Source organism: Streptococcus suis, from assembly GCF_046032115.1.
Lineage (GTDB): Bacteria > Bacillota > Bacilli > Lactobacillales > Streptococcaceae > Streptococcus > Streptococcus suis_AJ.
Window position 1 is genome coordinate 13861 of sequence record NZ_JARQOZ010000020.1, and the last position, 23230, is coordinate 37090.

General features: G+C 41.7%; 21 protein-coding genes. 15 read left to right on the top strand and 6 right to left on the bottom strand.

Annotated elements, in window-relative coordinates:
• Positions 1–2: 2 nt before the first annotated feature.
• The 4 genes from P7J36_RS07160 to P7J36_RS07175 are packed head-to-tail and all read right to left on the bottom strand — an operon-like array spanning position 3 to position 3001.
• Complete coding sequence (locus tag P7J36_RS07160; protein ID WP_408551721.1) at positions 3–662, bottom strand: amino acid ABC transporter permease; 660 nt, start codon at positions 660–662, stop codon at positions 3–5.
• A gap of 14 nt (positions 663–676) precedes the next feature.
• Entirely contained in the window at positions 677–1375 is a 699-nt protein-coding gene (locus tag P7J36_RS07165) for an amino acid ABC transporter permease (RefSeq protein ID WP_408551722.1), read from the bottom strand.
• A gap of 14 nt (positions 1376–1389) precedes the next feature.
• Positions 1390–2229, bottom strand: coding sequence for a transporter substrate-binding domain-containing protein (locus tag P7J36_RS07170; protein WP_408551723.1), 840 nt, complete (start codon positions 2227–2229; stop codon positions 1390–1392).
• Positions 2230–2239: 10 nt separating this feature from the next.
• Entirely contained in the window at positions 2240–3001 is a 762-nt protein-coding gene (locus P7J36_RS07175; protein ID WP_408551724.1) for an amino acid ABC transporter ATP-binding protein, read from the bottom strand.
• Between the two features lie 194 nt (positions 3002–3195).
• Here P7J36_RS07175 and yycF point away from each other — a divergent pair, with 194 nt between their 5' ends.
• The 8 genes from yycF (at position 3196) to P7J36_RS07215 (ending at position 11640) form a co-directional block, all read left to right on the top strand.
• Positions 3196–3900, top strand: coding sequence for a response regulator YycF (yycF, locus tag P7J36_RS07180; RefSeq protein ID WP_004298854.1), 705 nt, complete (start codon positions 3196–3198; stop codon positions 3898–3900).
• On the top strand, positions 3893–5242 hold the full coding sequence (gene vicK, locus P7J36_RS07185) for a cell wall metabolism sensor histidine kinase VicK (RefSeq protein ID WP_408551725.1): 1350 nt from the start codon (positions 3893–3895) through the stop codon (positions 5240–5242). Before yycF ends, vicK begins: the two co-directional genes overlap by 8 nt.
• Positions 5243–5248: 6 nt before the next feature.
• Positions 5249–6052, top strand: a complete 804-nt coding sequence (locus tag P7J36_RS07190; RefSeq protein WP_002935843.1) for an MBL fold metallo-hydrolase — start codon at positions 5249–5251, stop codon at positions 6050–6052.
• Between the two features lie 428 nt (positions 6053–6480).
• Positions 6481–8553 (top strand): penicillin-binding protein PBP2B, encoded by a 2073-nt coding sequence (pbp2b, locus tag P7J36_RS07195; protein ID WP_408551726.1) that lies wholly within the window; start codon positions 6481–6483, stop codon positions 8551–8553.
• Positions 8554–8561: 8 nt separating this feature from the next.
• Positions 8562–9158 (top strand): recombination mediator RecR, encoded by a 597-nt coding sequence (gene recR / locus P7J36_RS07200; protein ID WP_012027296.1) that lies wholly within the window; start codon positions 8562–8564, stop codon positions 9156–9158.
• A gap of 104 nt (positions 9159–9262) precedes the next feature.
• Positions 9263–10309 carry a D-alanine--D-alanine ligase gene (locus P7J36_RS07205; RefSeq protein WP_408551727.1) on the top strand — a complete coding sequence of 349 codons (1047 nt, stop codon included), beginning with the start codon at positions 9263–9265 and terminating at the stop codon, positions 10307–10309.
• Between the two features lie 103 nt (positions 10310–10412).
• Positions 10413–10793 carry an OsmC family protein gene (locus tag P7J36_RS07210; RefSeq protein ID WP_408551728.1) on the top strand — a complete coding sequence of 127 codons (381 nt, stop codon included), beginning with the start codon at positions 10413–10415 and terminating at the stop codon, positions 10791–10793.
• A 1-nt stretch (position 10794) separates the two neighbouring features.
• Complete coding sequence (locus P7J36_RS07215; RefSeq protein ID WP_408562441.1) at positions 10795–11640, top strand: ABC transporter permease; 846 nt, start codon at positions 10795–10797, stop codon at positions 11638–11640.
• A 373-nt stretch (positions 11641–12013) separates the two neighbouring features.
• Here the strand turns inward: P7J36_RS07215 and P7J36_RS07220 are convergent, their stop codons facing one another.
• Positions 12014–13135 carry an IS110 family RNA-guided transposase gene (locus tag P7J36_RS07220; RefSeq protein ID WP_408551730.1) on the bottom strand — a complete coding sequence of 374 codons (1122 nt, stop codon included), beginning with the start codon at positions 13133–13135 and terminating at the stop codon, positions 12014–12016.
• A 39-nt stretch (positions 13136–13174) separates the two neighbouring features.
• On the opposite strand from P7J36_RS07220, the gene P7J36_RS07225 reads away from it, so the two are divergent.
• The 4 genes from P7J36_RS07225 (at position 13175) to P7J36_RS07240 (ending at position 16360) form a co-directional block, all read left to right on the top strand.
• On the top strand, positions 13175–13477 hold the full coding sequence (locus P7J36_RS07225) for an ABC transporter permease family protein (protein ID WP_408551731.1): 303 nt from the start codon (positions 13175–13177) through the stop codon (positions 13475–13477).
• Between the two features lie 9 nt (positions 13478–13486).
• Positions 13487–14155 carry an ABC transporter ATP-binding protein gene (locus tag P7J36_RS07230; protein ID WP_004298871.1) on the top strand — a complete coding sequence of 223 codons (669 nt, stop codon included), beginning with the start codon at positions 13487–13489 and terminating at the stop codon, positions 14153–14155.
• 54 nt (positions 14156–14209) lie between these two features.
• Positions 14210–15571: a UDP-N-acetylmuramoyl-tripeptide--D-alanyl-D-alanine ligase gene (locus P7J36_RS07235; protein ID WP_024418548.1), complete on the top strand. Its 1362-nt coding sequence runs from the start codon at positions 14210–14212 to the stop codon at positions 15569–15571.
• 90 nt (positions 15572–15661) lie between these two features.
• Positions 15662–16360 carry a YwaF family protein gene (locus P7J36_RS07240; protein WP_024398483.1) on the top strand — a complete coding sequence of 233 codons (699 nt, stop codon included), beginning with the start codon at positions 15662–15664 and terminating at the stop codon, positions 16358–16360.
• A 30-nt stretch (positions 16361–16390) separates the two neighbouring features.
• On the opposite strand, the gene P7J36_RS07245 is transcribed toward P7J36_RS07240, so the two are convergent.
• A complete protein-coding gene (locus tag P7J36_RS07245; RefSeq protein ID WP_408551732.1) occupies positions 16391–18727 on the bottom strand; it encodes a cation-translocating P-type ATPase in 2337 nt (778 codons plus the stop codon).
• Between the two features lie 241 nt (positions 18728–18968).
• Here P7J36_RS07245 and P7J36_RS07250 point away from each other — a divergent pair, with 241 nt between their 5' ends.
• From P7J36_RS07250 to P7J36_RS07260, 3 genes are all read left to right on the top strand, one after another.
• Positions 18969–20513 carry a peptide chain release factor 3 gene (locus tag P7J36_RS07250; protein ID WP_408551733.1) on the top strand — a complete coding sequence of 515 codons (1545 nt, stop codon included), beginning with the start codon at positions 18969–18971 and terminating at the stop codon, positions 20511–20513.
• A 487-nt stretch (positions 20514–21000) separates the two neighbouring features.
• The gene (locus P7J36_RS07255; RefSeq protein ID WP_408551734.1) at positions 21001–22596 is read left to right on the top strand and encodes an ATP-binding cassette domain-containing protein; all 1596 of its coding nucleotides are present in this window, start codon (positions 21001–21003) and stop codon (positions 22594–22596) included.
• 71 nt (positions 22597–22667) lie between these two features.
• Positions 22668–23051, top strand: coding sequence for a PH domain-containing protein (locus P7J36_RS07260; protein ID WP_004298882.1), 384 nt, complete (start codon positions 22668–22670; stop codon positions 23049–23051).
• Positions 23052–23230 lie beyond the last annotated feature (179 nt).

Consider the following 23230-nt stretch of genomic DNA (forward strand, 5'->3'; position numbering starts at 1 on the left):
GTTTATTCAATCGAATTCGCCCAAGACTTGGCCACATAACGTGACAGGCTAGAAATGGCAAAGTTGATGCTAAAGTAAATCAAGGCGACCATGATGTAGAGGGCAAAGACTTGCTCTGCTTCAAAGTAACGTCCCATAAGGATTTGACTCGCACCAAAGAGTTCTTGAAGAGCGATAACGGAGTAGAGGAAACTAGTGTCCTTGATGACCGTTACAATCTGCGAGATAATAGCCGGCAACATCTTCCGAATAGCTTGTGGCATGATGATATAGACCATGATTTGCACTGGGGTAAAACCCTGTGATAGGCCAGCTTCGGTCTGGCCCGGTCCGATGGCGTTGAGACCACCACGGATAATCTCGGCCATGGCTGCCGTGGTAAAAATAGTAAAAGCAGTAATACCAGCAGGCGTTGACTTCATTTGGAAGACCAAGAAGACAGTGAAAATCCAAAGCAAGTTTGGTACATTACGCACAAATTCGATATAGATGGTTGCAATCCACTTGAAAATCGGATTTTTTCCGTTGCGCATGATAGCGAGAATCATTCCGAAAAGAATGGACAAGATTACCGAAATGCTTGAGATATAAAGGGTTAACTTCAAACCGCTCCACAAGAGTTGGAAGGTTGAAGGTTTGAGTAATTCTAAAACATAATTCATCGTTCAACCTCCTATTAGTGTGAAAAAGCTGACTTATTCTTTTCTTCAATGCGGCGACCCCAGCTTGCAACAGGGAAGCACATGATGAAGTAAAGGAAAGCAGCACCAGCAAAGGCTGGAATGTAGTTGGCATTCATGGCAGACCACGATTTTGTCATAAACATAATATCCGCACCTGAGATAATGGCAACAGTAGCCGTATTCTTAATCAAGTTTACTACTTGGTTGGTCAAAGGTGGCAAGATTGTCGGAATGGCCTGTGGTAAAATGATGATCCGCATGGTTTCAGTCTGGGTAAATCCCTGTGAAAGTGCGGCTTCAGTTTGCCCAGTAGGCACAGCTTCAATCCCTGCACGAATGACCTCTGCGATATAGGCACCGTGATAGAGTCCGACGCAGATAACAGCTGTCCAGTAGATGGACGGCATGAGAACATAATTTGAAATCAACGGAAGTCCATAATAAACAATCATGAACTGAACCAAAAGCGGTGTATTCTGATAGTATTCAACATAGACACGTGCGATGATTTTTAAAACTTTATTTTTGCTAGAAGAGAGACTACCAAAGACAATTCCTAAAAACATAGCCATGATAAAGGCTCCGACAGAAATGGCTAAGGTAAAGAGAAAGCCTTGGAAAAAGGTTGGAAAATCATTAAAGTAACTGACCCAATTTTCCCAAGCGTAAGGACTAGTTGTTAAAACTGTCATATTGTTTCACCTTTCTATTCGTCTGTTTCTGTTACTGGTTCTAGACCATTGGCATCATAGATAGGTTGAAGACTACCGTCAGCTGTCCATTCTTCAACAAGACTATTTAAGTAGTTGTTAAGGTCTTTATTAGATAATTTAGTAACAATTCCATAGTCAGAAGCTGAGAAGCTAAAGTCCATGAGTTCTGATTTTGAGCCAATGTAACCGGATAGAATGGATTGGTCTACAGAGAAGGCATCGGTTCTATGTGCTCTAAGGGATACGGAAAGTTCTGGATAAGAACCAAGTTCAGCAAAGTTTACTGAAATGCCATACTTGTCTGCCAATTCAGAGATGAGAGTGCGTGTAATGGAACCCTGAGCTACACCGATTGTCTTTCCATCTAGGTCGGTAAAGGTCTTAATTCCGCTATCTTTATTGACCAAGAAGCCAACGGCATCTGTGTAGTAAGGAGTTGTGAAATTGTAGAGGAGTTTACGTTCCTCAGTGATGGTAAAAGTTGCGATGGCCATATCAACTTGACCGTTATCAAGCAGTGGTCCGCGAGTTTGTGCCGTAACAGGGGTAAATTCAATCTCCACCCCTAACTCGTCTGCAATTTTGCGAGCAATGTCAATCTCCATTCCCTCGAATTCACCAGTATCAGGGTTCTTGTAGCCAAAGTTTGGGACGTCCTGTTTCACTCCGACGCGGAGCACGCCCCTATCGATGATAGCTTGAACCTGATCACTATTGGTAATGGATGCGGGTGTTTCTGTTTGAGCTACTGGTTGTTTTGCGAAAACGAGAAGAATAAGTCCGAAGACCAATAATCTAATTGCAAAGAAAATGTTGATTTTTTTCTTATCCATAGACTTCCTCCTAGAGTTTTACTTTGTCAGATTCGTGGTTGATAATCTTGCTGAGGAATTGTTGGGCACGAGGCTCTGTCGGGTTGTCAAAGAAGCTATTCACATCTGTTGTATCAACTAAAACTTCTCCCTCGGCCATGAAGATGATGCGATCAGCTACTTCACGGGCAAAGCCCATTTCGTGTGTTACGACAATCATGTTCATCCCGTCACGTGCCAATTTTTGCATAACTGCAAGTACATCGCCGATAGTTTCTGGGTCCAAGGCAGATGTTGGTTCATCGAAGAGTAGAAGCTCAGGTTTCATAGCTAAGCCGCGAGCGATGGCGACACGTTGTTTTTGTCCACCGGATAACATTGCTGGGTAAGAATCTTTTCTATCCCATAGGTTTACAAATTCGAGGTATTTTTGAGCTGTTTTCTCCGCAGTCGCCTTGTCGATTCCCAAAACTTTCGTAGGTGCCAAGGTAACATTTTCTAACACAGTCTTGTGTGGGTAGAGGTTGAAGTGCTGGAAGACCATGCCGACTTCTTTTCGGAGGGCAACTAATTCTTTGATAGAAGTAGAAGAGATATCGTGTCCGTTAACTACAAGTTTTCCATTATCAATTGATTCTAAACCATTAATAGTACGGATAAGGGTTGACTTACCAGAACCGGAAGGTCCAAGGAGAACAACAACCTGTCCAGGTTCGAATTCCAAGTTTATATTGCGAAGGGCGTGATAATCACCGTAGTATTTGTTAACATCTTTAAATTCTACTAAAGCCATAAAATTCTCCTTATGTAAAGTTTTCTAACGTATGAATATAGTAGCACTGTAGATTAGGAATGTCAAGTAAATTCTGACAATTTAATGTGTCGTATGTTAGAAAATGTGACATAACTGTGTCGGATGGTTTTGAAATATGAATTTTTTAGGTAAGTTTGATATAATAGAAGAAATAAAATAAAGGTAATAAAAAAATGAAGAAAATATTAATCGTTGATGATGAAAAACCAATCTCAGATATTATTAAGTTTAATATGACGCGTGAGGGATATGAAGTTGTGACAGCTTTCGATGGACGTGAAGCCTTGGAAGTATTTGAGGCTGAGTTTCCTGACATTGTCATTTTGGACTTGATGTTGCCAGAATTGGACGGATTAGAGGTCGCTCGAACGATTCGTAAGACCAGCAATGTTCCAATCTTGATGTTATCTGCTAAAGATAGCGAATTTGATAAGGTTATCGGACTTGAAATTGGAGCGGATGACTATGTGACCAAGCCCTTCTCTAATCGTGAATTGCAGGCGCGTGTTAAGGCTCTTCTTCGTCGTAGTGAATTGGCAGAGACGCAGACAAATATTGAGTCAACAGGAACTCCAGAGTTGGTGATTGGCGATTTGGTCATTCTGCCTGATGCGTTTGTCGCTAAGAAGCATGGCAAAGAGCTGGAGCTGACCCATCGTGAGTTTGAATTGCTCCACCATCTGGCCAAACACTTAGGTCAGGTTATGACTCGAGAACATCTATTGGAAACAGTTTGGGGTTATGATTACTTTGGTGATGTCCGCACGGTGGATGTAACGATTCGTCGTCTGCGTGAGAAAATTGAAGATACACCAAGCAGACCAGAATACATTCTTACTCGTCGCGGAGTGGGATATTTTATAAAAGGAAATGATTAATCAATTACGTTATTTAATGACCACGGCAGAATTTTGGTTTGTTGTCATTTTGATTGGCTTTCTAATTACTCTGACGGTCCTTTTGATTGAAAACTATCGGGATAATAAGCAAATTAAACAACTCAATCAAAAAGTCAATGCTTTAATTGAGGGGAATTATGCAGATGTGTTAGACATGAGGGGAAGTCCTGAAATCACAGACATGGCGAATTCTCTTAATGATTTGTCGGAGGTCATCCGCTTAACTCATGATAATTTAGAACAAGAAAAGACACGTCTGACTTCCATCCTGTCCTATATGAGTGACGGTGTTATTGCTACAGACCGTATCGGACGGATTATCATGATTAACGATATGGCCCAGAAACAGTTGGGGCTTTCTAGCCAAAAGCAGGAGCAGTATCACCTGCTAGAGGTTTTAGATTTATCAGACCGTTATACCTTGAGAGATTTGTTGGCTCAGACACCTGAGATTGTGATTGATCACACCAATGAAAACGAAGAATTTTTGACTTTACGCGCTAATTTTGCAACGATTCGTAGTGAGAGTGGTCTGATTTCTGGCTTGGTTGTCGTCTTACATGATATGACTGAGCAGGCAAAGGAAGAGCGGGAACGTCGTCTCTTTGTCTCAAATGTTAGTCATGAGCTACGCACGCCTTTGACTTCTGTCAAATCCTATCTTGAAGCCTTGGATGAGGGTGCTTTGACAGAATCGGTTGCCCCAAGTTTTGTCAAGGTATCTCTTGATGAAACCAACCGTATGATGCGGATGATTACGGATTTGTTAAGTCTTTCAAGAATTGATAATCAAGTCGGTGAAATTGATGTCGAACTGATAAACTTTACTGCTTTTGTGACCTTTATTCTTAACCGTTTTGATCAGATGAAGCATTCTGAGTCAGAAAAAGTTTATACCATCGTTCGTGATTATCAGATTAGTCCAATCTGGGTAGAGATTGATACAGATAAGATGACTCAAGTTTTGGACAATATCTTAAACAATGCCATAAAGTATTCTCCTGACGGTGGTACCATCACTTTTAGTATGAAAACAACAGACAATCAGTTAATTGTTTCGATTTCGGATGAGGGCTTGGGAATTCCAAAGGCTGATTTGCCGAGAATTTTTGACCGCTTTTATCGTGTGGATAAGGCGCGTTCCCGTGCTCAAGGTGGTACAGGTCTCGGATTGGCTATTGCCAAAGAAATTGTCAAACAACACCAAGGCTTCATCTGGGCTAAGAGTGAGTATGGTCATGGCTCAACGTTTACAATTGTCTTGCCGTACAGCAAGGACATCGCACTAGATGAGTGGGATGATTCAGATGAGGAAGAATAGGAGAATATGATCGGAAAAGGTTTTAATTATAGTATTTTAGCTTCGGGGTCCAGCGGGAATTGTTTTTACCTGGAAACAGATAAAAAGAAAATCTTAGTGGATGCTGGCTTATCAGGGAAAAAGATTACCAGTCTTTTGGCGGAAATTGATCGAAAGCCTGAGGATATTGATGCTATCCTGGTAACGCATGAACATAGCGATCACATCCATGGTATCGGTGTTTTAGCACGTAAGTATGGCATGGACATTTATGCCAATGAATTGACCTGGCAGGCTATGGAGAGCAAATTGGGCAAGATTGATGTGGCTCAAAAACATATCTTCGAATTGGGTGCTATGAAGACTTTTGGCGACCTAGATATTGAGTCATTTGGAGTTAGCCATGATGCTGCATGTCCGCAATTTTACCGTTTTATGAAGGATGACAAATCCTTTGTTATGTTGACGGATACAGGCTATGTCAGTGACCGCATGGTTGGAATTGTAGAAAATGCCGATGCTTATTTGATTGAATCCAACCATGATATTGAAATTTTGCGCTCGGGTTCTTACTCTTGGAACCTCAAACAACGGATTTTGTCAGATAAGGGCCACCTTTGTAACGAAGATGGAGCTGATGCCATGATTCGCTCACTAGGAAATCGGACCAAAAAGATTTACCTAGGGCATCTGTCAAAGGAAAACAATATCAAGGAATTGGCTCACATGACCATGGTTAATCAGTTGGCTCAGGCTGATTTAGGAGTTGGAGTGGATTTCCAAGTCTATGACACATCGCCAGATACAGCGACTCCCTTGACCAAGATTTGACAAATTCATTGAACTTGTTTAGAATAAATATATAAAATACGTGAGGTGAAGTTACATGAATAATTAAGCTACTTATTAGTCGTTCTTAAAACTTGTAGTGAGGTCATATGAACCGACTACACAAGGGATAAGACTGCTCATAAGGGCTTACTATTCGTGTGACTTTTTCCATAGGGAAAGGTCATGTTTTGCATGGCTTTTTTCTTGTTCATTTTTGGAAGAATAGATATATCCGAAGGAAGTGTCCTCCTGATTTCCCATGATCAGCGGTTTGTTGAGAGTGTTGTGCATAGAAAGTGGCTGGTCGAGAATTGTCAGCTTGTTCAACGTTTATAGAGAAAATATTATTTGAATCGACAGTTGAGTCTAAAAAATATTTTTTGCCTGTGGTATAATAAGAAGGATATTTCTAGAATGAGGTCTTTGAAGTGAAAAAAAGAAAGAACAAGCCTTTGGAACACGATGGAAATTTTATTTCCCTTCGTCTAAATATTTTATTTTCTATCGTGATTTTCCTTTTCCTAGTTTTGATATTGCGTCTGGCAGATATGCAGATTATCAATCATGATTTTTATAGTAATAAGCTGTCTACTGCCAGTCAGAAAATCATCAGCAATGGCTCTATCCGTGGGCAGATTTACGATGCGCAAGGAAAACCTTTGGTTGAAAACGAGATTCAGCAGGTTGTCTCCTTCACACGTTCCAACAAGATGTCTGCTCAGGAAATGAAAGAAGTAGCTAATAAACTCTTGCAGTGGGTCAATGTGTCGAACGTAACAATTACTCAACGTGACAAGGCTGATTATTATTTGGCGGATGAAGAAGTTTATCGTCAGGTAGTCGAGGCCTTACCAGAAGATAAAAAATACGATTCTGATGGCAACTACCTGAGTGAATCGACAATTTATTCTAATGCGGTTGATAGTATCCCTGCTGAAGCATTGCAATATTCTGAGCAAGATAGCAAGGCGATTGAGCTATTTAAGCAGATGAATGGAGCTACTTACTTCTCTACTGTTAATTTGGTAACAGATACTCTAACTGCTGAACAAGTTGCTCATATCGTAGCCAATGAAAGTCAACTTCCAGGCATTTCAACGACTAACAACTGGCAACGGACGATTTTACCAACTTCCCTCAGCTCTATTATTGGTACAGTAACGAGTGAACAGGCTGGTTTGCCTGCGGAAGATGCGGAATACTATCTCTCCAAGGGCTACTCATCAAATGACCGTGTGGGAACTGCCTACCTCGAGAAACAATATGAAGAAGTATTGCAAGGGCAGCGTGAAAAGAAAGAAATTAACCTGGATAGAAACGGAAATGTTGAAAGTATTAAAACTATTCAAGAAGGTCAACAAGGTAATAATATCAAGTTAACAATTGATTTGGAATTTCAAGATGGTGTCAATGCTATTTTGAAAAAGTATTTTGAGAGTGAACTTAGTACAGGAAGTGCATTGTATTCAGAAGGTGTCTATGCTGTAGCTTTGGAGCCAACGACAGGTGCTGTTCTTGCAATGTCAGGATATAGTCATGAAAAAGGTACAGGAGAGATTACGGAAGATGCTCTTGGAACTATCACAAGCGTCTTTACTCCAGGTTCTATTGTCAAGGGTGCAACTATTTCATCTGGTTGGGAGAATGGCATTATCTCAGGAAATCAGGTATTATTAGATGAACCGATTTATTTTGCAGGTTCAGCACCAATTACATCTTGGTGGGCCTATGGTAGTTTTAATATTGATGCGACAGAGGCTCTGGAATATTCTTCTAACGTCTACATGGTTAAGATTGCTTTGGGACTACTTGGTCAGACCTACTCAGCTAACATGTATTTGAATGATGGCGATACATTGACAAATGCCATGACTAAGCTTCGTTCGACTTTTGCAGAGTATGGTTTAGGTGCTCCAACAGGAATTGACTTACCACTTGAATCAACAGGTTTCTTACCAGAAGAATATTCCACCGCAAACTTTATTATGAATGCATTTGGACAGTTTGATAACTATACACCGATGCAGATGGCTCAATATGTAGCGACAGTAGCAAATAATGGAAAAAGGATTTCTCCTCATCTTGTAGAAGGTATCTATGGAAATAATCCCCAAGGTGGATTGGGAGATTTGATTGAAACAGTTTCTGGTAAAGAGATGAATCAAGTCAATATTTCAGCTGATGAAATGGCTCTCCTTCGTCAAGGATTTTATCAACTTGTAAATGGTGGAGGACGATTTAATACAGGTAGTGCTATCGGTCGTGGTGCGGCCGTGACCATCAGTGCCAAGACTGGTACTGCCGAAACTTATACTACAACTCCTTCAGGTGAAGTAGTAACTGCAGTAAATACCAACGTTGTTGCCTATGCACCTAGTGATAATCCACAAATCGCAGTTGCAGTCGTACTTCCAAACTTGACCAATCAAAGTTCAACAACTACTAAGACAATTACTCAAGAAATTATCAATCTATATCAATCACTTCACCCAATGAATTAAGGAGGCTTATGCTTTACCCTACACCTATTGCCAAGTTAATTGATAGCTATTCTAAATTGCCAGGTATCGGTATAAAAACGGCTACCCGTTTAGCTTTTTATACTATTGGCATGGAGGATGATGTCGTTAATGAGTTTGCAAAAAATTTATTGGCAGCCAAGCGAGACCTATCTTATTGCTCTATTTGTGGTAATTTGACGGATCAGGACCCCTGTGCCATTTGCCAGGACTCAACGCGAGACCAATCTACTATTTTGATTGTAGAGGATAGCCGAGATGTTACAGCTTTGGAAAATATTCAAGAATACCACGGTCTTTATCATGTCTTGCATGGCTTGATTTCTCCCATGAATGGTATCGGACCAGATGATATTAACCTGAAAACTCTGCTGACCCGCCTGATGGAAAATGAGGTGACAGAGGTGATTGTGGCCACCAATGCAACAGCAGATGGAGAGGCTACATCCATGTATATCTCACGAGTCCTCAAACCTGCGGGAATCAAAGTAACCCGACTAGCTCGTGGCTTAGCGGTAGGCAGTGATATTGAATATGCAGATGAAGTGACCCTGTTGAGGGCTATTGAAAATCGTACAGAGCTATAGCAGTTCTGTAGTTAGAGACGTTCCTAATTTTAAGATAGGATAGATATGATTTGTTAAATTATGCTATACTAAGAGTAATAGCGTTGGTACAGGAAGGAAAATATATGTCAAAAGAAACCTTGATTTTACTATATGGTGGGCGTTCTGCAGAGCGTGAGGTATCTGTTCTGTCTGCCGAAAGCGTCATGCGTGCCATCAATTATGATAAATTTTTTGTCAAAACCTATTTCATTAGCCAGACAGGTGACTTTGTAAAGACACAAGAGTTTTCTCAAACACCGTCTGCCGATGAAAAACTCATGACAAACGCGACGATTGTTGAAGAGCAAAAAATCCGTCCGAGCGATATTTATGAAGAAAAGGCAGTCGTTTTCCCTGTTCTTCATGGACCAATGGGAGAAGACGGGTCAATTCAAGGCTTCTTGGAAGTGCTTCGTATGCCGTATGTTGGCACCAATATCTTGTCTTCCGGCGTTGCCATGGACAAGATTACAACCAAGCGCGTTCTTGAATCAGCCGGAATCTCCCAAGTACCTTATGTAGCAGTTATCGAGGGTGAAAATATCGATGATAAGATTGCAGAGATTGAAGGGAAATTAACTTATCCAGTCTTTGTAAAACCAGCTAATATGGGGTCAAGTGTCGGTATCTCAAAAGCTGAGGATTTAGCTGGCTTGCGTAAGGCACTTGATCTGGCCTTCAAGTATGACAGCCGTGTCCTCGTTGAGCAGGGTGTTAATGCGCGTGAGATTGAGGTTGGTCTTTTGGGAAATGCTGACGTGAAAACGACACTTCCTGGCGAAGTAGTCAAAGACGTTGCTTTTTATGACTACGATGCCAAATACATCGACAACAAGATTACCATGGAAATCCCAGCTAAGATTGATGACTCTATCATGGATACTATGCGGGACAATGCTGCCAAGGCCTTTCGTGCTATCGGTGGTTGTGGTCTCTCTCGCTGTGATTTCTTCCTGACAGAAGACGGCGACATCTTCCTCAACGAGCTCAACACCATGCCAGGATTTACCCAGTGGTCTATGTACCCACTTCTTTGGGACAACATGGGACTGGCTTATCCAGACTTGATTGAAGAGCTAGTTCGTTTGGCCAAAGAAATGTTTGAAAAACGCGAAAGCCATTTGATTTAATGATAATGAAAAGGATTGGAAAATTTCCAATCTTTTTCTAGTTCACATTCTTGCAAAGGTTTGCGAAAAAGAATAGAATGGTTTCAAATATGTGGAGGTGTTTATGTATCAAACGACAGTAAAAGGGGAAGGTCTGTTTCAGGCAGTTTCTCAAGGTTATGGTGAACCGGTTCGGACCTTTGGGGTGACGGAGAAGGGGGAAACTCCAGTTAGTTTGGTCAATATAGGATTGGCTGCCTGTGTGACCATGTGTGTGCAAGGCTACTATACCAGCCAAGAAGGCAATAAAACCATGCCTGTTCAGGTGGAGAGTCGCTTGGACAATCAGCGTTTTGAGGTGTTGATTGGAATTGGTGAGTCGGTTTCAGCGCAAAAGCAGAAAGAGATTCTTTCCTATGTGGAAAAGAAATGTAAAGTCAAAGCTCTTTTGAGGGAAGACTTGCAGTTTGAGACAAGATTTTATGTCTTAGAAAGTGTGGAGTAAGATGTTTTTAGCAATCGAAGAAATGCGACAGAACAAACTGCGTTACGGCTTGATTTTAGGATTATTAATCCTGATTTCTTACTTGGTCTTTTTCCTGACTGGTTTGGCTTACGGACTCATGCAGGAAAATAGAACAGCAGTTGATAAATGGCAGGCAGACTATGTTCTGCTCAATTCAGAAAGCAATCGCTTGATTACAGCATCAAAAATTGATACGAGCCTGCTTGATCAGGTGGATGCTAGTGACAAGGCCTTGATTCGCCAACAGGCAGGAGTTGCCTATGTGGATGAAAATGCCACCTCAGACGAAAAAGAAAAGGTAAACATCTTTGCCGTTGAGTCTGATAGTTTTATCGTCCCAAATATTGTAGAAGGTCGTTTGTATGAAAAAACGGGAGAAGTCCTTGTAGACAAAACCTTGTCAGAGGTAGAAGGTTTTGGGCTTGGAGATCAAATCTATCTATCAGGTTCTGATGAAAAAGTGACCATTGTAGGTTATACAGACAATGCTTATTTTGGTGTGGCACCTGTTGTATATATGGACTTTACGGCATTTGCAGAATTGATGCAGGCTGATAAACAACAAGCTGCAACGAGTAATCTTGCCAGTGCCATTGTCGTTCGTGGAGATGTCGCTTCTCTACCAGATGAGCTGGAAAAAGTTGCTATTGCAGACTTTATTGAAAATCTGCCAGGATATAAGGCACAAAATATGACCTTTGGCTTTATGATAGGATTCTTGATTGTCATCTCAGCCATTGTTATTGGTATTTTTATCTTTGTTTTGACAACACAGAAATCACCGATTTTTGGCTTGATGAAAATTCAAGGTCTTTCAAATGGCTGATATGTAAAGCCCTTTGTCAAGTAAAAACAATCGAACTGATTAAAAAATGAAAAGTATCTAGAAAGAGCCTAGTTCTTAGCTTCGGGCATTGGCCACTCTGATATTCGTGGATTGGTTACCTACAGGTCAATGGTTCTGCCGCGAGTCCTACTCTCTATAAGCGTGGATCACAATTGTGCCACTTAGTCATTTCGTAGATGACTCAAACCTTGAAGTCCTAAACTCCTTCAAGATACTTTCCATTCAAACATGATTTCAATCCTTATTTCTGTCCAAATTCACCCAGTGATTTTGGATAGAAATAGGGATTCCTCATCGCTCTGCGATGATAAAACTTAATTGTCAAAAGTGTACATGAAAACAAGCGCTAACTTCAAGCTATTCTTCCTGTCATCATCCCCAAAATAAAACCAGACAATTCTCGTGCAATAGCTGTTTTAGCAACATTTTGTTTCTTATTTTTTCCTAGAACAAGTGTGCGATAACGTCTTCTTAAGCGTTCATTAGCCTTATCCGCATAAGCAATCACCTCCACTCGGTTTCCACTTTGTCTCCTTTTCAATTCTTTGGATTTATACCCAATCGTCCCCTTAGCCAATGATTGTGCAGCTTCTATCAGAAGTCGTCTCACATGGCTATTCCCAGCTTTGGTGATAGCACCTCTTCTCTCCTTGTCACCGCTAGAATTTTCGTTAGGAGTTAGCCCAAGATAAGAAGCAAAATGTTGAGCTGTCGCAAAGCGATTAAAATCACCGATTTCTGTCACAATGGAAAGAGCAGTTAGTGTTTTAATGCCAATAAAGCAAGAAAGCCGTGAGACCTTCTCTTGATAACTGTCGCTTTGACCCAGTTGCTCAATTCGTGCATCATACCGTTCTATTTGATCTACTAATTTCTCATAGGTCAATAGATATTCTGTCAAAATCTCTGCGTAAAGTCCATCAGGATTTAGGGAACGGAGCCAGCGGACATGTTTCTGTGTCCAATTACTGCTTCCCTCGGTATAGCGAAAATCATGTCGGAGACAGAAGGCAAGAATTTGTTGTTTGATTTTCTTCAGAGCCACTTTGTGGTCTGTTCTCATGCGGATATATTCTTTGACTTGTTCATCCTCAACAGTAGGAATATGAACAGGCCGATAGCTACGAAAGGCCAGAGCTTTTGCGAGCTGAGCTGCATCTTTTTTATCAGTCTTAACACGCTTAGATCCTTCCTTCATCACCGTTGTAGGCGCCATCACGATACAGGGAATCCCGTGAGCTTGTAGCTGGTGATATAGGGTAAATCCAAGACATCCGGCTTCGTAGCCACATAACACTTCTGCATCTTGACCATATAAACGACGAAGCTCATTCACATAGTTCACAATATAGCTAACATTTGGACCAACTTTAGTGCTATGTTTGAATTGATTCGCCATCATATCATAATAGCAGAGTGAAAAACTTTCTTTGTGAACATCCATTCCGATGAAAAGTGTGGTAAAATGAAACATATAAGACCTCCAATTGAGTGTGGTAATTCCTGTTAGAAGTTGATTGTTTTTTATTCTAGTGTACAGGTAAATCCACGAATTCTCAACTGGGGGTCTTTACATATTGTCTATATTTCAGGTTCTGTATTGGCTCAAACCTTCCTACTTGCTGGTGTGGGAACAGTCCTTGGATTGGCTGGGACTTATTTGTCATCCCTTGTCTTGCCAAGCGCTGTTCCATTTGAGAATAACTGGACCTTCTATATTGCAATCGGCCTAGCACTAGTTGTATTTGCCCTATTGGGTGCTAGTTTCTCTGTAGGTTCTATCTTTAAGGTAGATCCATTACGAAATCTATCTTAGGAGGTTGTTATGAAAACACTTATTTTTGAAAATATTAGTAAGACCTTCCAAGATGGCAGCCAAACCATTACGGCTCTTAAGCCAACAAATTTTAGCATTGAAGAAGGCGAATTTGTTGCCATCATTGGACCATCTGGTTCTGGGAAGTCAACATTTTTGACCTTGGCAGGTGGTTTACAAACACCGACAACGGGCCGTGTTTTAATCAATCAATCGGACTATTCTGATTTACCTGAGAAAAAACGTGCCAAATTGCGCTATAAGGACATTGGTTTTGTCTTGCAGGCTTCCAATTTGATCCCATTTTTAACAGTCGAAAAACAATTAACCTTGGTTGATAAGGTCAATAAGAAAGCTGAACCGAGCAAGCGAAACGAACTCCTATCTGAATTGGGTGTGGACCATCTCAAAAACAAGTTCCCTAAGGATTTGTCAGGCGGAGAACGGCAGCGTGTAGCTATTGCCCGTGCACTTTATAACGATCCAGCTTTGATTCTAGCTGATGAACCAACAGCCAGTCTAGACAGTAATCGCGCTTTTGAAGTGGTTGAGTTATTAGCTAAGGAAGCCAAAGAGCGGAACAAATCCATCATCATGGTAACACATGACCAGCGCATGATTGAAAAATGCGACAAGGTATATGAGATGAAAGATGGCGTCCTCACTCAAGTTCGATAAAAAGTGGTATAATAGAAAGAGCGAAAGCTCTTTTTTAGTTTATTGGAGAAAACAATGAAATTAACCCTACACGAAGTCGCTCAGGTCTTGGGCGCAAAAAATGAAATTAGTCTTTATCCCGATACAGCACTCAACAAGGTCGAGTTCGACAGTCGCCTGATTACAGAAGGGGATCTTTTTGTTCCCCTCAAGGGAGCGCGTGACGGTCATGACTTTATTCCTGTTGCTTTTGAAAATGGCTGCGCAGTAACCCTGTCTGAAATCAGCCTTGATGTTCCGCACATTCGAGTAGAGGACTGCTTGGCTGCGCTTCAACAATTAGCGGCCTACTACCTAGAGAAAACAGGGGTAGAAGTCATTGCTGTGACAGGATCAAATGGTAAAACGACCACCAAGGACATGATTCACGATGTTCTGGCGACGACTTACAAGACTTACAAGACACAAGGCAACTACAACAACGAAATCGGTCTGCCATACACCGTCCTCCACATGCCTGATGATACAGAAAAACTGGTTTTGGAAATGGGCCAAGACCACTTGGGAGACATTCATCTCCTATCTGAAATTGCCAAACCAAGTCTATCGGTTATTACTCTATTTGGCGAAGCCCATCTGGAATTTTTCGGCTCACGAGCAGAGATTGCCAAAGGAAAATTACAGATTGCAGATGGAATGGAGCCAGGTAGTAAACTCTTGATCCCAGCAGATCCGATTGCGGATAAGCTCTTGCCGAGCCATGTAGAACTCATTCGCTTCGGTGAGCAGGCTGATTTGCAGGTGACTAGTCTGGTCGAGTCAAAAGATAGCCTGACTTTCACCGTCAATTTTATGGACGGCGACATTTTCCTCCCAGTAACGGGTAAGTACAATGCCACCAATGCCATGGTAGCAAGCTACGTAGGTAAGACCTTGGGTGTGCCTGATGAGGCAACCAAGTCAGCCCTAGCTAGTCTAAACTTGACCCGCAACCGCACCGAGTGGAAGAAGGCAGCAAACGGAGCAGATATTCTCAGCGATGTCTACAACGCCAACCCAACGGCTATGCGTTTGATTTTGGAAACCTTCTCTAGCATTCCTGCCAATGAAGGCGGTAAGAAAATTGCTGTGTTAGCAGACATGAAAGAACTTGGCAGTCAGTCCGTTGACCTCCACAATCAGATGATTCTGAGCCTGTCGCCTGATGTGCTAGACACCGTCATTTTCTACGGTCAGGATATTGAAGGTCTGGCCCAGTTGGCTAGTCAAATGTTTCCGCTTGGAAAGGTCTATTTCTTCAGGAAAAATGAGGAAGAGGATCAATTTGAAGACCTGGTCAAACAAGTTAAGGAAGTCCTCGGAGCTCAAGACCAAATCCTCTTTAAAGGCTCCAATTCCATGAATCTTGGAAAAGTGGTGGAAGAAATAGAAAAGTAGAGAGGCAAGACCTCTCTTTTTTAGCAAGTCTTGTCAAAATATCGAAAAGTTGATATACTAACTTTTGGGGAAAGAGAGGATTTTAATAAGATGAGTGATTTTTTTAGCAATCAGATTTCTGAAGCACCGAACCTGAACGTATTGGAACACCTGTTTCTCATGATTATTTGGTTTTTCATGCTCCATCTTTGTTTTCGTTGCTATCAAAAAAGATGGTTTCATATTGTTTTTTGGTGGCTTCAATTTATACAGATTGTCTCCCTTTATACTTGGTATATCGTAGCTGATTTTCCTCTTTCTGAGAGTCTTCCTTTTTATCATTGTCGCTTGGCCATGCTCTTTATTCTTTGGGCGAAGCCTGGACCTTTGAAACGTTATTTTGCCTATCTGGGTCTTTTTGGATCGCTTGCGGCCTTTATTCATCCAGTATTTGACCCATTTGCATTTCCACATCTGACCTTCTTTACTTTTGTTATTGGTCACTACGCCTTGACGGTTAATTGTATGTTGTACCTGTTATCTGATTTAGAAGGAGAGATGTTGAAGGGAAAAGAGGTAGTGAAATATACGCTTATTATGAATATGCTGATTCTAGGAGTAGCTCTTTTAACTGGCGGAAATTATGGATTTTTGAGACAGACACCTTTAGTGAACAGTACCAATCTTCCTTTGAATTTCTTCTTGGTAACCTGCCTACTCTGCTTCTCTATTTTGAGTATACAAGCTATGTTAATTGCCTATTTGAAAAAAGAAAGCAAACAAATGAATTCGCATATATTAAAAAAATAAGACTTGAAATTAGTTTTTCAAGTCTTATTTTTAGTTTTTAAATGCGCCTTGTTTGTAGCTAATCCAGAAAAGGACAGGGATAAAAATGAGCATTAATCCAGAATAGATTGGCAATGTGTGACTGTTTAGGGGGTGGATTTCAATCAGACCATGTAGGAAATGGGAGCTGATGAAGAAACCGAAAACGGAATAAATAATAAGAGCCAGTCGAGCTTTTGTCAGTGGCAAACAGGCACGAATGACAGCCAGTAGACCTGTTGAACCAAGAACATAATAAGAGAGGGTTTGCACGTCATGCAAGTTTAAGTATCCAAATACTTGCATTAAATGGAAAATAAGGACACTGAGAACAACCATGAGGGCATTTGGTAGGGCTAAGAGAAGAGATTTTCTGAGAAAATGTTTTTCTACAGGGCGGATATTTCGTTCAAAAGTTAGGATAAAAGGAGGAAAGCCATCGACAAATTGACCAATGAGGGTCATTTGTACTTGAATAAATGGGAAAACTAACAAATATTCTGCTTTACCTAGGGCGATACTAGCGATACAGATAAGGCCAAGTAAGAAAGAGTAGATTGTTTTGATAAGAAAGATGGGAGCAATGTGGGAGATGTTATTAACAACGCGTCGTCCCTCAAAGAGAATCTCAGGAATATCGCGAAATTCAGAATCTAGGAGGACTAGATTAGCGATTTGTCTGGTAGCGGGATCACCTTCTGCCATGACAATGGAACAATCAGCTTCGCGTAGTGCAAGAATATCATTGACCCCATCACCGGTCATTGCAGTAGTATGTCCCTGTGCTTTGAGGGTTTGGATGAGCAATTTTTTCTGATGTGGGGATACGCGACCGAAAATGGCGGTTGTTTCAGCTCTGGCAATTAGTTCTTCGTCGTCAACTTTGGAACAATCGATATAGCTATCGTAGTCAGCAAATCCAGCTTCCCTGGCAATGTGTGAGACCGTCACAGGATTGTCACCAGAGATTATTTTTAGAGTCACTTCTTGCGAGCGAAGATAGGCCAGTGTTTCTGCGGCGTCTTCTCGGATTGGGTCGGCAATTTCTAATAGAGCTAGAGGTTCAATATTCTCAGGTAGCTGATTTTGAGAAGAAGGAAGGGACTGTTGGCTAAGCGCAAGAATCAGGACACGGGAACCACGAGCCTGTGCCTCAGAAACAGAAGGAGGATTTTGTGTTAGTAACATTTCTGGTGCCCCTAGAAAAATGTGACCAATGTTTTCTATTGTCATTGCCCCCCATTTTCTATCACTAGAAAATGGGATGATGTGACTAGCTTTATAGTGGTGCTCTAAATCACCATATTCTTTTCGAATGGCCTGAGCTGTTGAATTAGTATCCTCACTTGTCTGGATATAGGTAGCGAGTATCTGTTGGATAGTGTCAAGTGAATAATGGTTGGTTAAGGGGAGCAGGTTTTCGACGGTCATTTTCCCCTGAGTAATCGTTCCGGTCTTGTCCAAACAAAGAACATCAACTCGGGCAAGTGTTTCGACGGAATACATTTCTTGTACGAGGACATTTTTCATTCCCAGTTTGATAACGGCAGTTAAGAGAGAAGTGATGGTCAGCAGAGCGATTCCCTTTGGTAACATACCTAGTAGGGCAGTAGAGCTGGTAATAACTGAGTCTTTTAAGGGAAGAAGTTTGATGAAAAAGGCTTCTAGAAAAAGAGCAAGTCCGAATGGAATGATAATTTTTCCTGTAAATTTAGCAATTTTATCCATATTGTAAAGAATACGAGAGACGATAGGTTTGTGAGTTTTCGCCTCAAGCATGAGCTTATTGGCATAGTTTTCTGCGCCAACATGGATGACTTTTGCATAAATCTGTCCGCTAACTAGATAGCTACCAGACAATAATTCAGACCCAGTATTTTTCACAATCAAGTCGCTTTCACCGGTTAACATGGCCTCGTTTGCCTCGGCTATACCTTCTAAAACAATAGCATCACTAGGAACTTGTTCGCCAGCAGACAGCAAGAGAACATCATCTAAGACAATATCTTCTGGTGCAAGAGAGATTGTCTCGCTGTCGCGAACAACTCGGATAAAATCCTTGTTCATCAGGTTGAGTTTGTCAATCATTCGTCGTGCTCGCCATTCTGTCAGCATTCCTGAAACAGCGTTGAGGACAATAACTCCGAAGAAGAAAAGGTTGGACCATGCCTGTACAGCTAGTAAGGCTAAGAAAATGGCAAAATTGAGTGCGTTAAAAGATGTAAACACATTTCGTCTGAAGATTTCCCAATTACTGGCACTGGTCTTTGTCTTAAAATGATTGGTTTGCTGGTTTTGAATACGTTCTTGTACTTCCTTGGTTGATAAACCTTTTATTTGTTTGTTCATTATTTTATCTTTCTTTTTCTAGTATATAGAATACATCTCATACTTATTGTAACATATTTATAATACAATAGTATAGGTCTGTAGACCTATTCTTCAATAGTTTGAAAAATTCCCTTATTTCCGATATAATAAGAGAGTTGTCTAGTAAAGAATAAGGATGAATCCAATGTAAATCGAATAGGATAAGAGCTAAGCTCTGCTATGTATCAAAAAAAGAATAAGAAAAAGAAAAGGAAACATTATGTCACTACAAGAAGAAATTAAGAAACGCCGCACCTTTGCGATTATCTCTCACCCGGACGCGGGTAAAACCACCATTACCGAGCAGTTGCTCTACTTTGGGGGTGAGATTCGTGAAGCAGGTACGGTCAAGGGGAAAAAGACTGGTAACTTTGCCAAATCTGACTGGATGGATATTGAGAAGCAACGTGGTATCTCTGTTACCTCATCTGTCATGCAGTTTGACTATGCAGACAAGCGGGTCAATATCCTAGATACACCAGGGCACGAGGACTTCTCAGAAGACACTTATCGGACCTTGATGGCGGTCGATGCAGCTGTCATGGTGGTGGACTCTGCCAAGGGTATCGAGGCTCAGACCAAAAAGCTCTTTGAGGTTGTTAAGCACCGCAACATCCCTGTTTTCACCTTTATCAACAAGTTGGACCGTGACGGCCGTGAGCCACTTGATTTGTTGCAGGAGTTGGAAGAAGTCTTGGGTATTGCCAGCTATCCGATGAACTGGCCAATCGGTATGGGGAAATCTTTCGAGGGTCTCTATGACCTCCATAACAAACGTTTAGAACTCTACCGTGGTGACGAGCGGTTTGCCAACTTGGACGAGGGTGACAAGCTCTTTGGTTCTAACCCCTTTTATGCACAAGTTCTGGATGATATTGAACTTCTGGCGGAAGCTGGGAATGAATTTTCAGAGCAGGCGATTTTGGACGGCGATTTGACACCTGTTTTCTTCGGCTCAGCCCTGACAAACTTTGGTGTGCAGACCTTCCTTGACACCTTCTTGGAATTTGCTCCAGAGCCACATGGTCACAAGACAACGACAGGTGATGTCATTGACCCGCTCAACAAAGATTTTTCAGGTTTTGTCTTTAAGATTCAGGCCAATATGGACCCTCGTCACCGTGACCGCATTGCCTTTGTGCGCGTGGTTTCGGGCGAATTTGAACGCGGGATGGCAGTCAACTTACCTCGTACAGGTAAGGGAGCCAAGTTGTCCAACGTGACGCAGTTTATGGCCGAGTCCCGTGAGAATGTGGAAAATGCAGTGGCGGGTGACATTATCGGGGTTTACGATACAGGAACCTATCAGGTAGGCGATACCTTGACCGTAGGCAAAAACAAGTTTGAATTCGAACCACTGCCGACCTTCACCCCTGAAATTTTCATGAAAGTTTCCGCTAAAAATGTTATGAAACAAAAATCCTTCCACAAGGGAATCGAGCAACTGGTACAAGAAGGGGCTATCCAGCTCTACAAGAACTACCAGACAGGCGAGTATATGCTGGGGGCCGTTGGTCAGCTCCAGTTTGAAGTCTTCAAACACCGCATGGAAGGCGAGTACAATGCTGAGGTAGTCATGACCCCAATGGGCAAAAAGACTGTCCGTTGGATCAAGCCAGAAGACCTGGATGAACGCATGTCATCAAGCCGCAACATCCTAGCCAAAGACCGCTTTGATCAACCTGTTTTCCTCTTTGAAAACGACTTCGCCCTCCGCTGGTTTGCGGACAAGTATCCGGATGTGGCGTTGGAAGAGAAGATGTAGCAAACATCTGGGAGATGTTTGCTATCGGGAGATGGGAACTGACGGTAGTCAGTTTACCAATGCCTAAGGTTCAGTGGAGTGAAACAGTTCGGGGAACTGTTTCAGCCTGAGCCTAGAGATGTCAAGCGAGGTGAAAGGTGGGAGATGGGAGCTGATGGTATCAGCTTACAGCTGTTCAGCTTTGAAAATCAAGCTAAAACTTCGTTAAGTTGCTTCGATGAACCTCTAGTTCAATCTTCAGCTCCTTGCCTAGTTTTATTCTTGATTTTCTTTGCGTATTAAAGTCAGTATTCAGCTTCGAAAATCAAGCTAAAACTTCGTTAAGTTGCTTTGATGAACCTCAAGTTCAATCTTCGACTAATTCAATCCAATACCATAAGAAGTCAGGCAAGTCCTGGCTTTTTTTAATTTTGTTATCATTGCAAAAAAAGTATTTTTATTATATGCTATAGTTATATAAATGGAAATGGATTGGAGGTCTTATCCCATGTTTTACTACCTTAGAAAGTGTAAGTCGGAGGTGCTGGCCTATGTCTTAGTAGCTCTTGTCTATGCTCTGATTTTGGCAGCAACAGGTTTTGTTTATGCTAGGGTTTCAGAGGCGGCTCTGTCCGGTAACCAAAAGGCATTTGTGACCAGTTCACTCATAGCGGTGGGCTTTTTCATCTGCGATACCTACTTTGACTACCTGCCTCGTTATCTCAAGGCCAAGTTGGTTAATCGTGTCATGGAAAGGACTCGCAATCAGCTGGTGGCTGTCTACGCAGCTGGCGATGATTCAGGAAATGATGACAAAAAGAGTGCTGACAAGATTCACATTTTGGTCAACCACATGGATGTCTTGGAAAATGGTTATCTAACACCGCTCTTGTCCATGTTGACCAGTCTTCTTGTCTTTACCTTTTCACTAATTGGTGCTCTTTATTTGCAAGGGACCATGACGCTGATTATGCTGGCTCTGTGCTTCATTCCTTTCCTAGCACCCCTGATCAATAATCGCATCCTTGCTCATGCCACTCAGGATACTCAGTCGGAGAAGAATGCCTATCTCAAGCTCTTTAGTGAGTTTGTCCATTCTCTGACCTTTATCCGAATCAGCACCATTACACCGATTTTTGAAGAGAAACTCCAAGCATCCAGTCAGGAATATGCTAGGCGAGCCAACCATTTTTCCAAAAAACAATCTCAGACCTACGCCGTGTCCTATGGTTTGAGTAGTGTGGTTTATTCGGGTGCCTGGATTATTGGCGGCATCTTTGTCTTTCAAGGCCTGCTGAAGATTTCAGACCTGATTGCCATGACCACCCTCATGGGAACGGTGGCTGGCCCTATCCAAACCATGTCTGGACTGGTAACGGATTACCTGGCTAGTCGGACTGTTGTGGCAGATTTGACGACGATTTTACAAGGGCAATTCCAGGAAAATGAAGCCAAGGAAGAACTGACTGAAACCATTGACAGCATCAGTTTGGAAACGATTACCTATGAGCAGAATAATCACCGCCTCTTTGATAGGTTTTCCTATCGTTTTCTTGCTAATAGAAAATATGCCATTCTAGGCAAAAGCGGCAGTGGGAAGACGACCTTACTCCGTCTGCTGCTGGGTGTTCAGAAAGCAGATGAGGGACGGGTCTTGGTCAACCAGACCAATCTTGCGAGCTTGGAACAAACTTCGGTCTTTGGAAAAATTTATTATCTTCCTCAAAAAACGGCTATTTTCTCAGCTAGTATCGGGGAAAATCTGAGCCTATTTGGTCCCTTGGATAAGGGTAAAGCCCTAGCTTGTTTGAGCAGGGTTGGTCTGCTAGACTGGTTTGAACGACAGGAAAATGGTTTCGCCACCCTGCTATCCTCTGCCCAGCAATTATCGGGAGGTGAGGAGCGGCGGTTTGATATAGCTAGAGCTCTCTATCGCGATGCGGAAGTCTTGTTATTTGATGAGCCAACGACGGGCTTAGATACTAGAAATGAAAGTTTAATTGCGGAAACCTTGTCCAAGATTGAGGATAAATTGGTCATCGTCGTCACCCATTCGCAGAATGAAGAATTTCTAGGCTTGTTTGACGAGAGGCTTGTATTATAGGCTGGTTTTTACTTTGTTTCCTGTAAGTTTTTCGGTACAAATAGTAGAAAATTAGAAAAAGGAGTTATCACATGGGTTTGTTTTCAGGTTTGATGGGCAATGCCTCACAGATGAATAATGACAAGGTAGAGCAGGAGCTAGGGAATATTTTATTGGCTAATGAACAAGTAGAGATGGCCTTTAGTTTGGTCCGCGACCTGATTGTCTTTACCGAGTATCGCTTGATTTTAGTGGATAAGCAAGGGATTTCTGGTAAGAAGGTAGCCTATAAGTCTATTCCTTACCAGTCCATTTCACGTTTTACGGTCGAAACTTCTGGTCATTTTGATTTAGATGCTGAGCTCAAGATTTGGATTTCTTCTGCGGCAGAGCCTGCTGAAACCCTCCAATTCAAGAGTGACAAGAGTGTTATTGCTATCCAAAAAGCTCTGGCTGCGGCTGTTTTGGGAAAATAAATTGTTAGAAAGAATGTTGGAATCTTATCCAGCATTCTTTTTTTATCTAGCAAATGCGATAGCTTGCCAGATATAGTTATTTAGTTTTTTATTTAATATATAATAAAATAGACTTATGACTTACGGAATTGATTTTAGAAAACGCGTTATTGCCTATGTCCAATCAGGACACACAAAAA

Bases quoted from the DNA above. Each gene is read 5' to 3' on its own strand.
- P7J36_RS07175 (WP_408551724.1), bottom strand. From the start codon at position 3,001: ATGGCTTTAGTAGAATTTAAAGATGTTAACAAATACTACGGTGATTAT.
- P7J36_RS07240 (WP_024398483.1), top strand. From the start codon at position 15,662: ATGAGTGATTTTTTTAGCAATCAGATTTCTGAAGCACCGAACCTGAAC.
- P7J36_RS07160 (WP_408551721.1), bottom strand. From the start codon at position 662: ATGAATTATGTTTTAGAATTACTCAAACCTTCAACCTTCCAACTCTTG.
- P7J36_RS07260 (WP_004298882.1), top strand. From the start codon at position 22,668: ATGGGTTTGTTTTCAGGTTTGATGGGCAATGCCTCACAGATGAATAAT.
- P7J36_RS07235 (WP_024418548.1), top strand. From the start codon at position 14,210: ATGAAATTAACCCTACACGAAGTCGCTCAGGTCTTGGGCGCAAAAAAT.
- vicK (WP_408551725.1), top strand. From the start codon at position 3,893: ATGATTAATCAATTACGTTATTTAATGACCACGGCAGAATTTTGGTTT.
- P7J36_RS07190 (WP_002935843.1), top strand. From the start codon at position 5,249: ATGATCGGAAAAGGTTTTAATTATAGTATTTTAGCTTCGGGGTCCAGC.
- P7J36_RS07215 (WP_408562441.1), top strand. From the start codon at position 10,795: ATGTTTTTAGCAATCGAAGAAATGCGACAGAACAAACTGCGTTACGGC.
- P7J36_RS07220 (WP_408551730.1), bottom strand. From the start codon at position 13,135: ATGTTTCATTTTACCACACTTTTCATCGGAATGGATGTTCACAAAGAA.
- P7J36_RS07170 (WP_408551723.1), bottom strand. From the start codon at position 2,229: ATGGATAAGAAAAAAATCAACATTTTCTTTGCAATTAGATTATTGGTC.
- P7J36_RS07250 (WP_408551733.1), top strand. From the start codon at position 18,969: ATGTCACTACAAGAAGAAATTAAGAAACGCCGCACCTTTGCGATTATC.
- P7J36_RS07210 (WP_408551728.1), top strand. From the start codon at position 10,413: ATGTATCAAACGACAGTAAAAGGGGAAGGTCTGTTTCAGGCAGTTTCT.
- yycF (WP_004298854.1), top strand. From the start codon at position 3,196: ATGAAGAAAATATTAATCGTTGATGATGAAAAACCAATCTCAGATATT.
- P7J36_RS07205 (WP_408551727.1), top strand. From the start codon at position 9,263: ATGTCAAAAGAAACCTTGATTTTACTATATGGTGGGCGTTCTGCAGAG.
- P7J36_RS07255 (WP_408551734.1), top strand. From the start codon at position 21,001: ATGTTTTACTACCTTAGAAAGTGTAAGTCGGAGGTGCTGGCCTATGTC.
- P7J36_RS07245 (WP_408551732.1), bottom strand. From the start codon at position 18,727: ATGAACAAACAAATAAAAGGTTTATCAACCAAGGAAGTACAAGAACGT.
- P7J36_RS07165 (WP_408551722.1), bottom strand. From the start codon at position 1,375: ATGACAGTTTTAACAACTAGTCCTTACGCTTGGGAAAATTGGGTCAGT.
- P7J36_RS07230 (WP_004298871.1), top strand. From the start codon at position 13,487: ATGAAAACACTTATTTTTGAAAATATTAGTAAGACCTTCCAAGATGGC.
- recR (WP_012027296.1), top strand. From the start codon at position 8,562: ATGCTTTACCCTACACCTATTGCCAAGTTAATTGATAGCTATTCTAAA.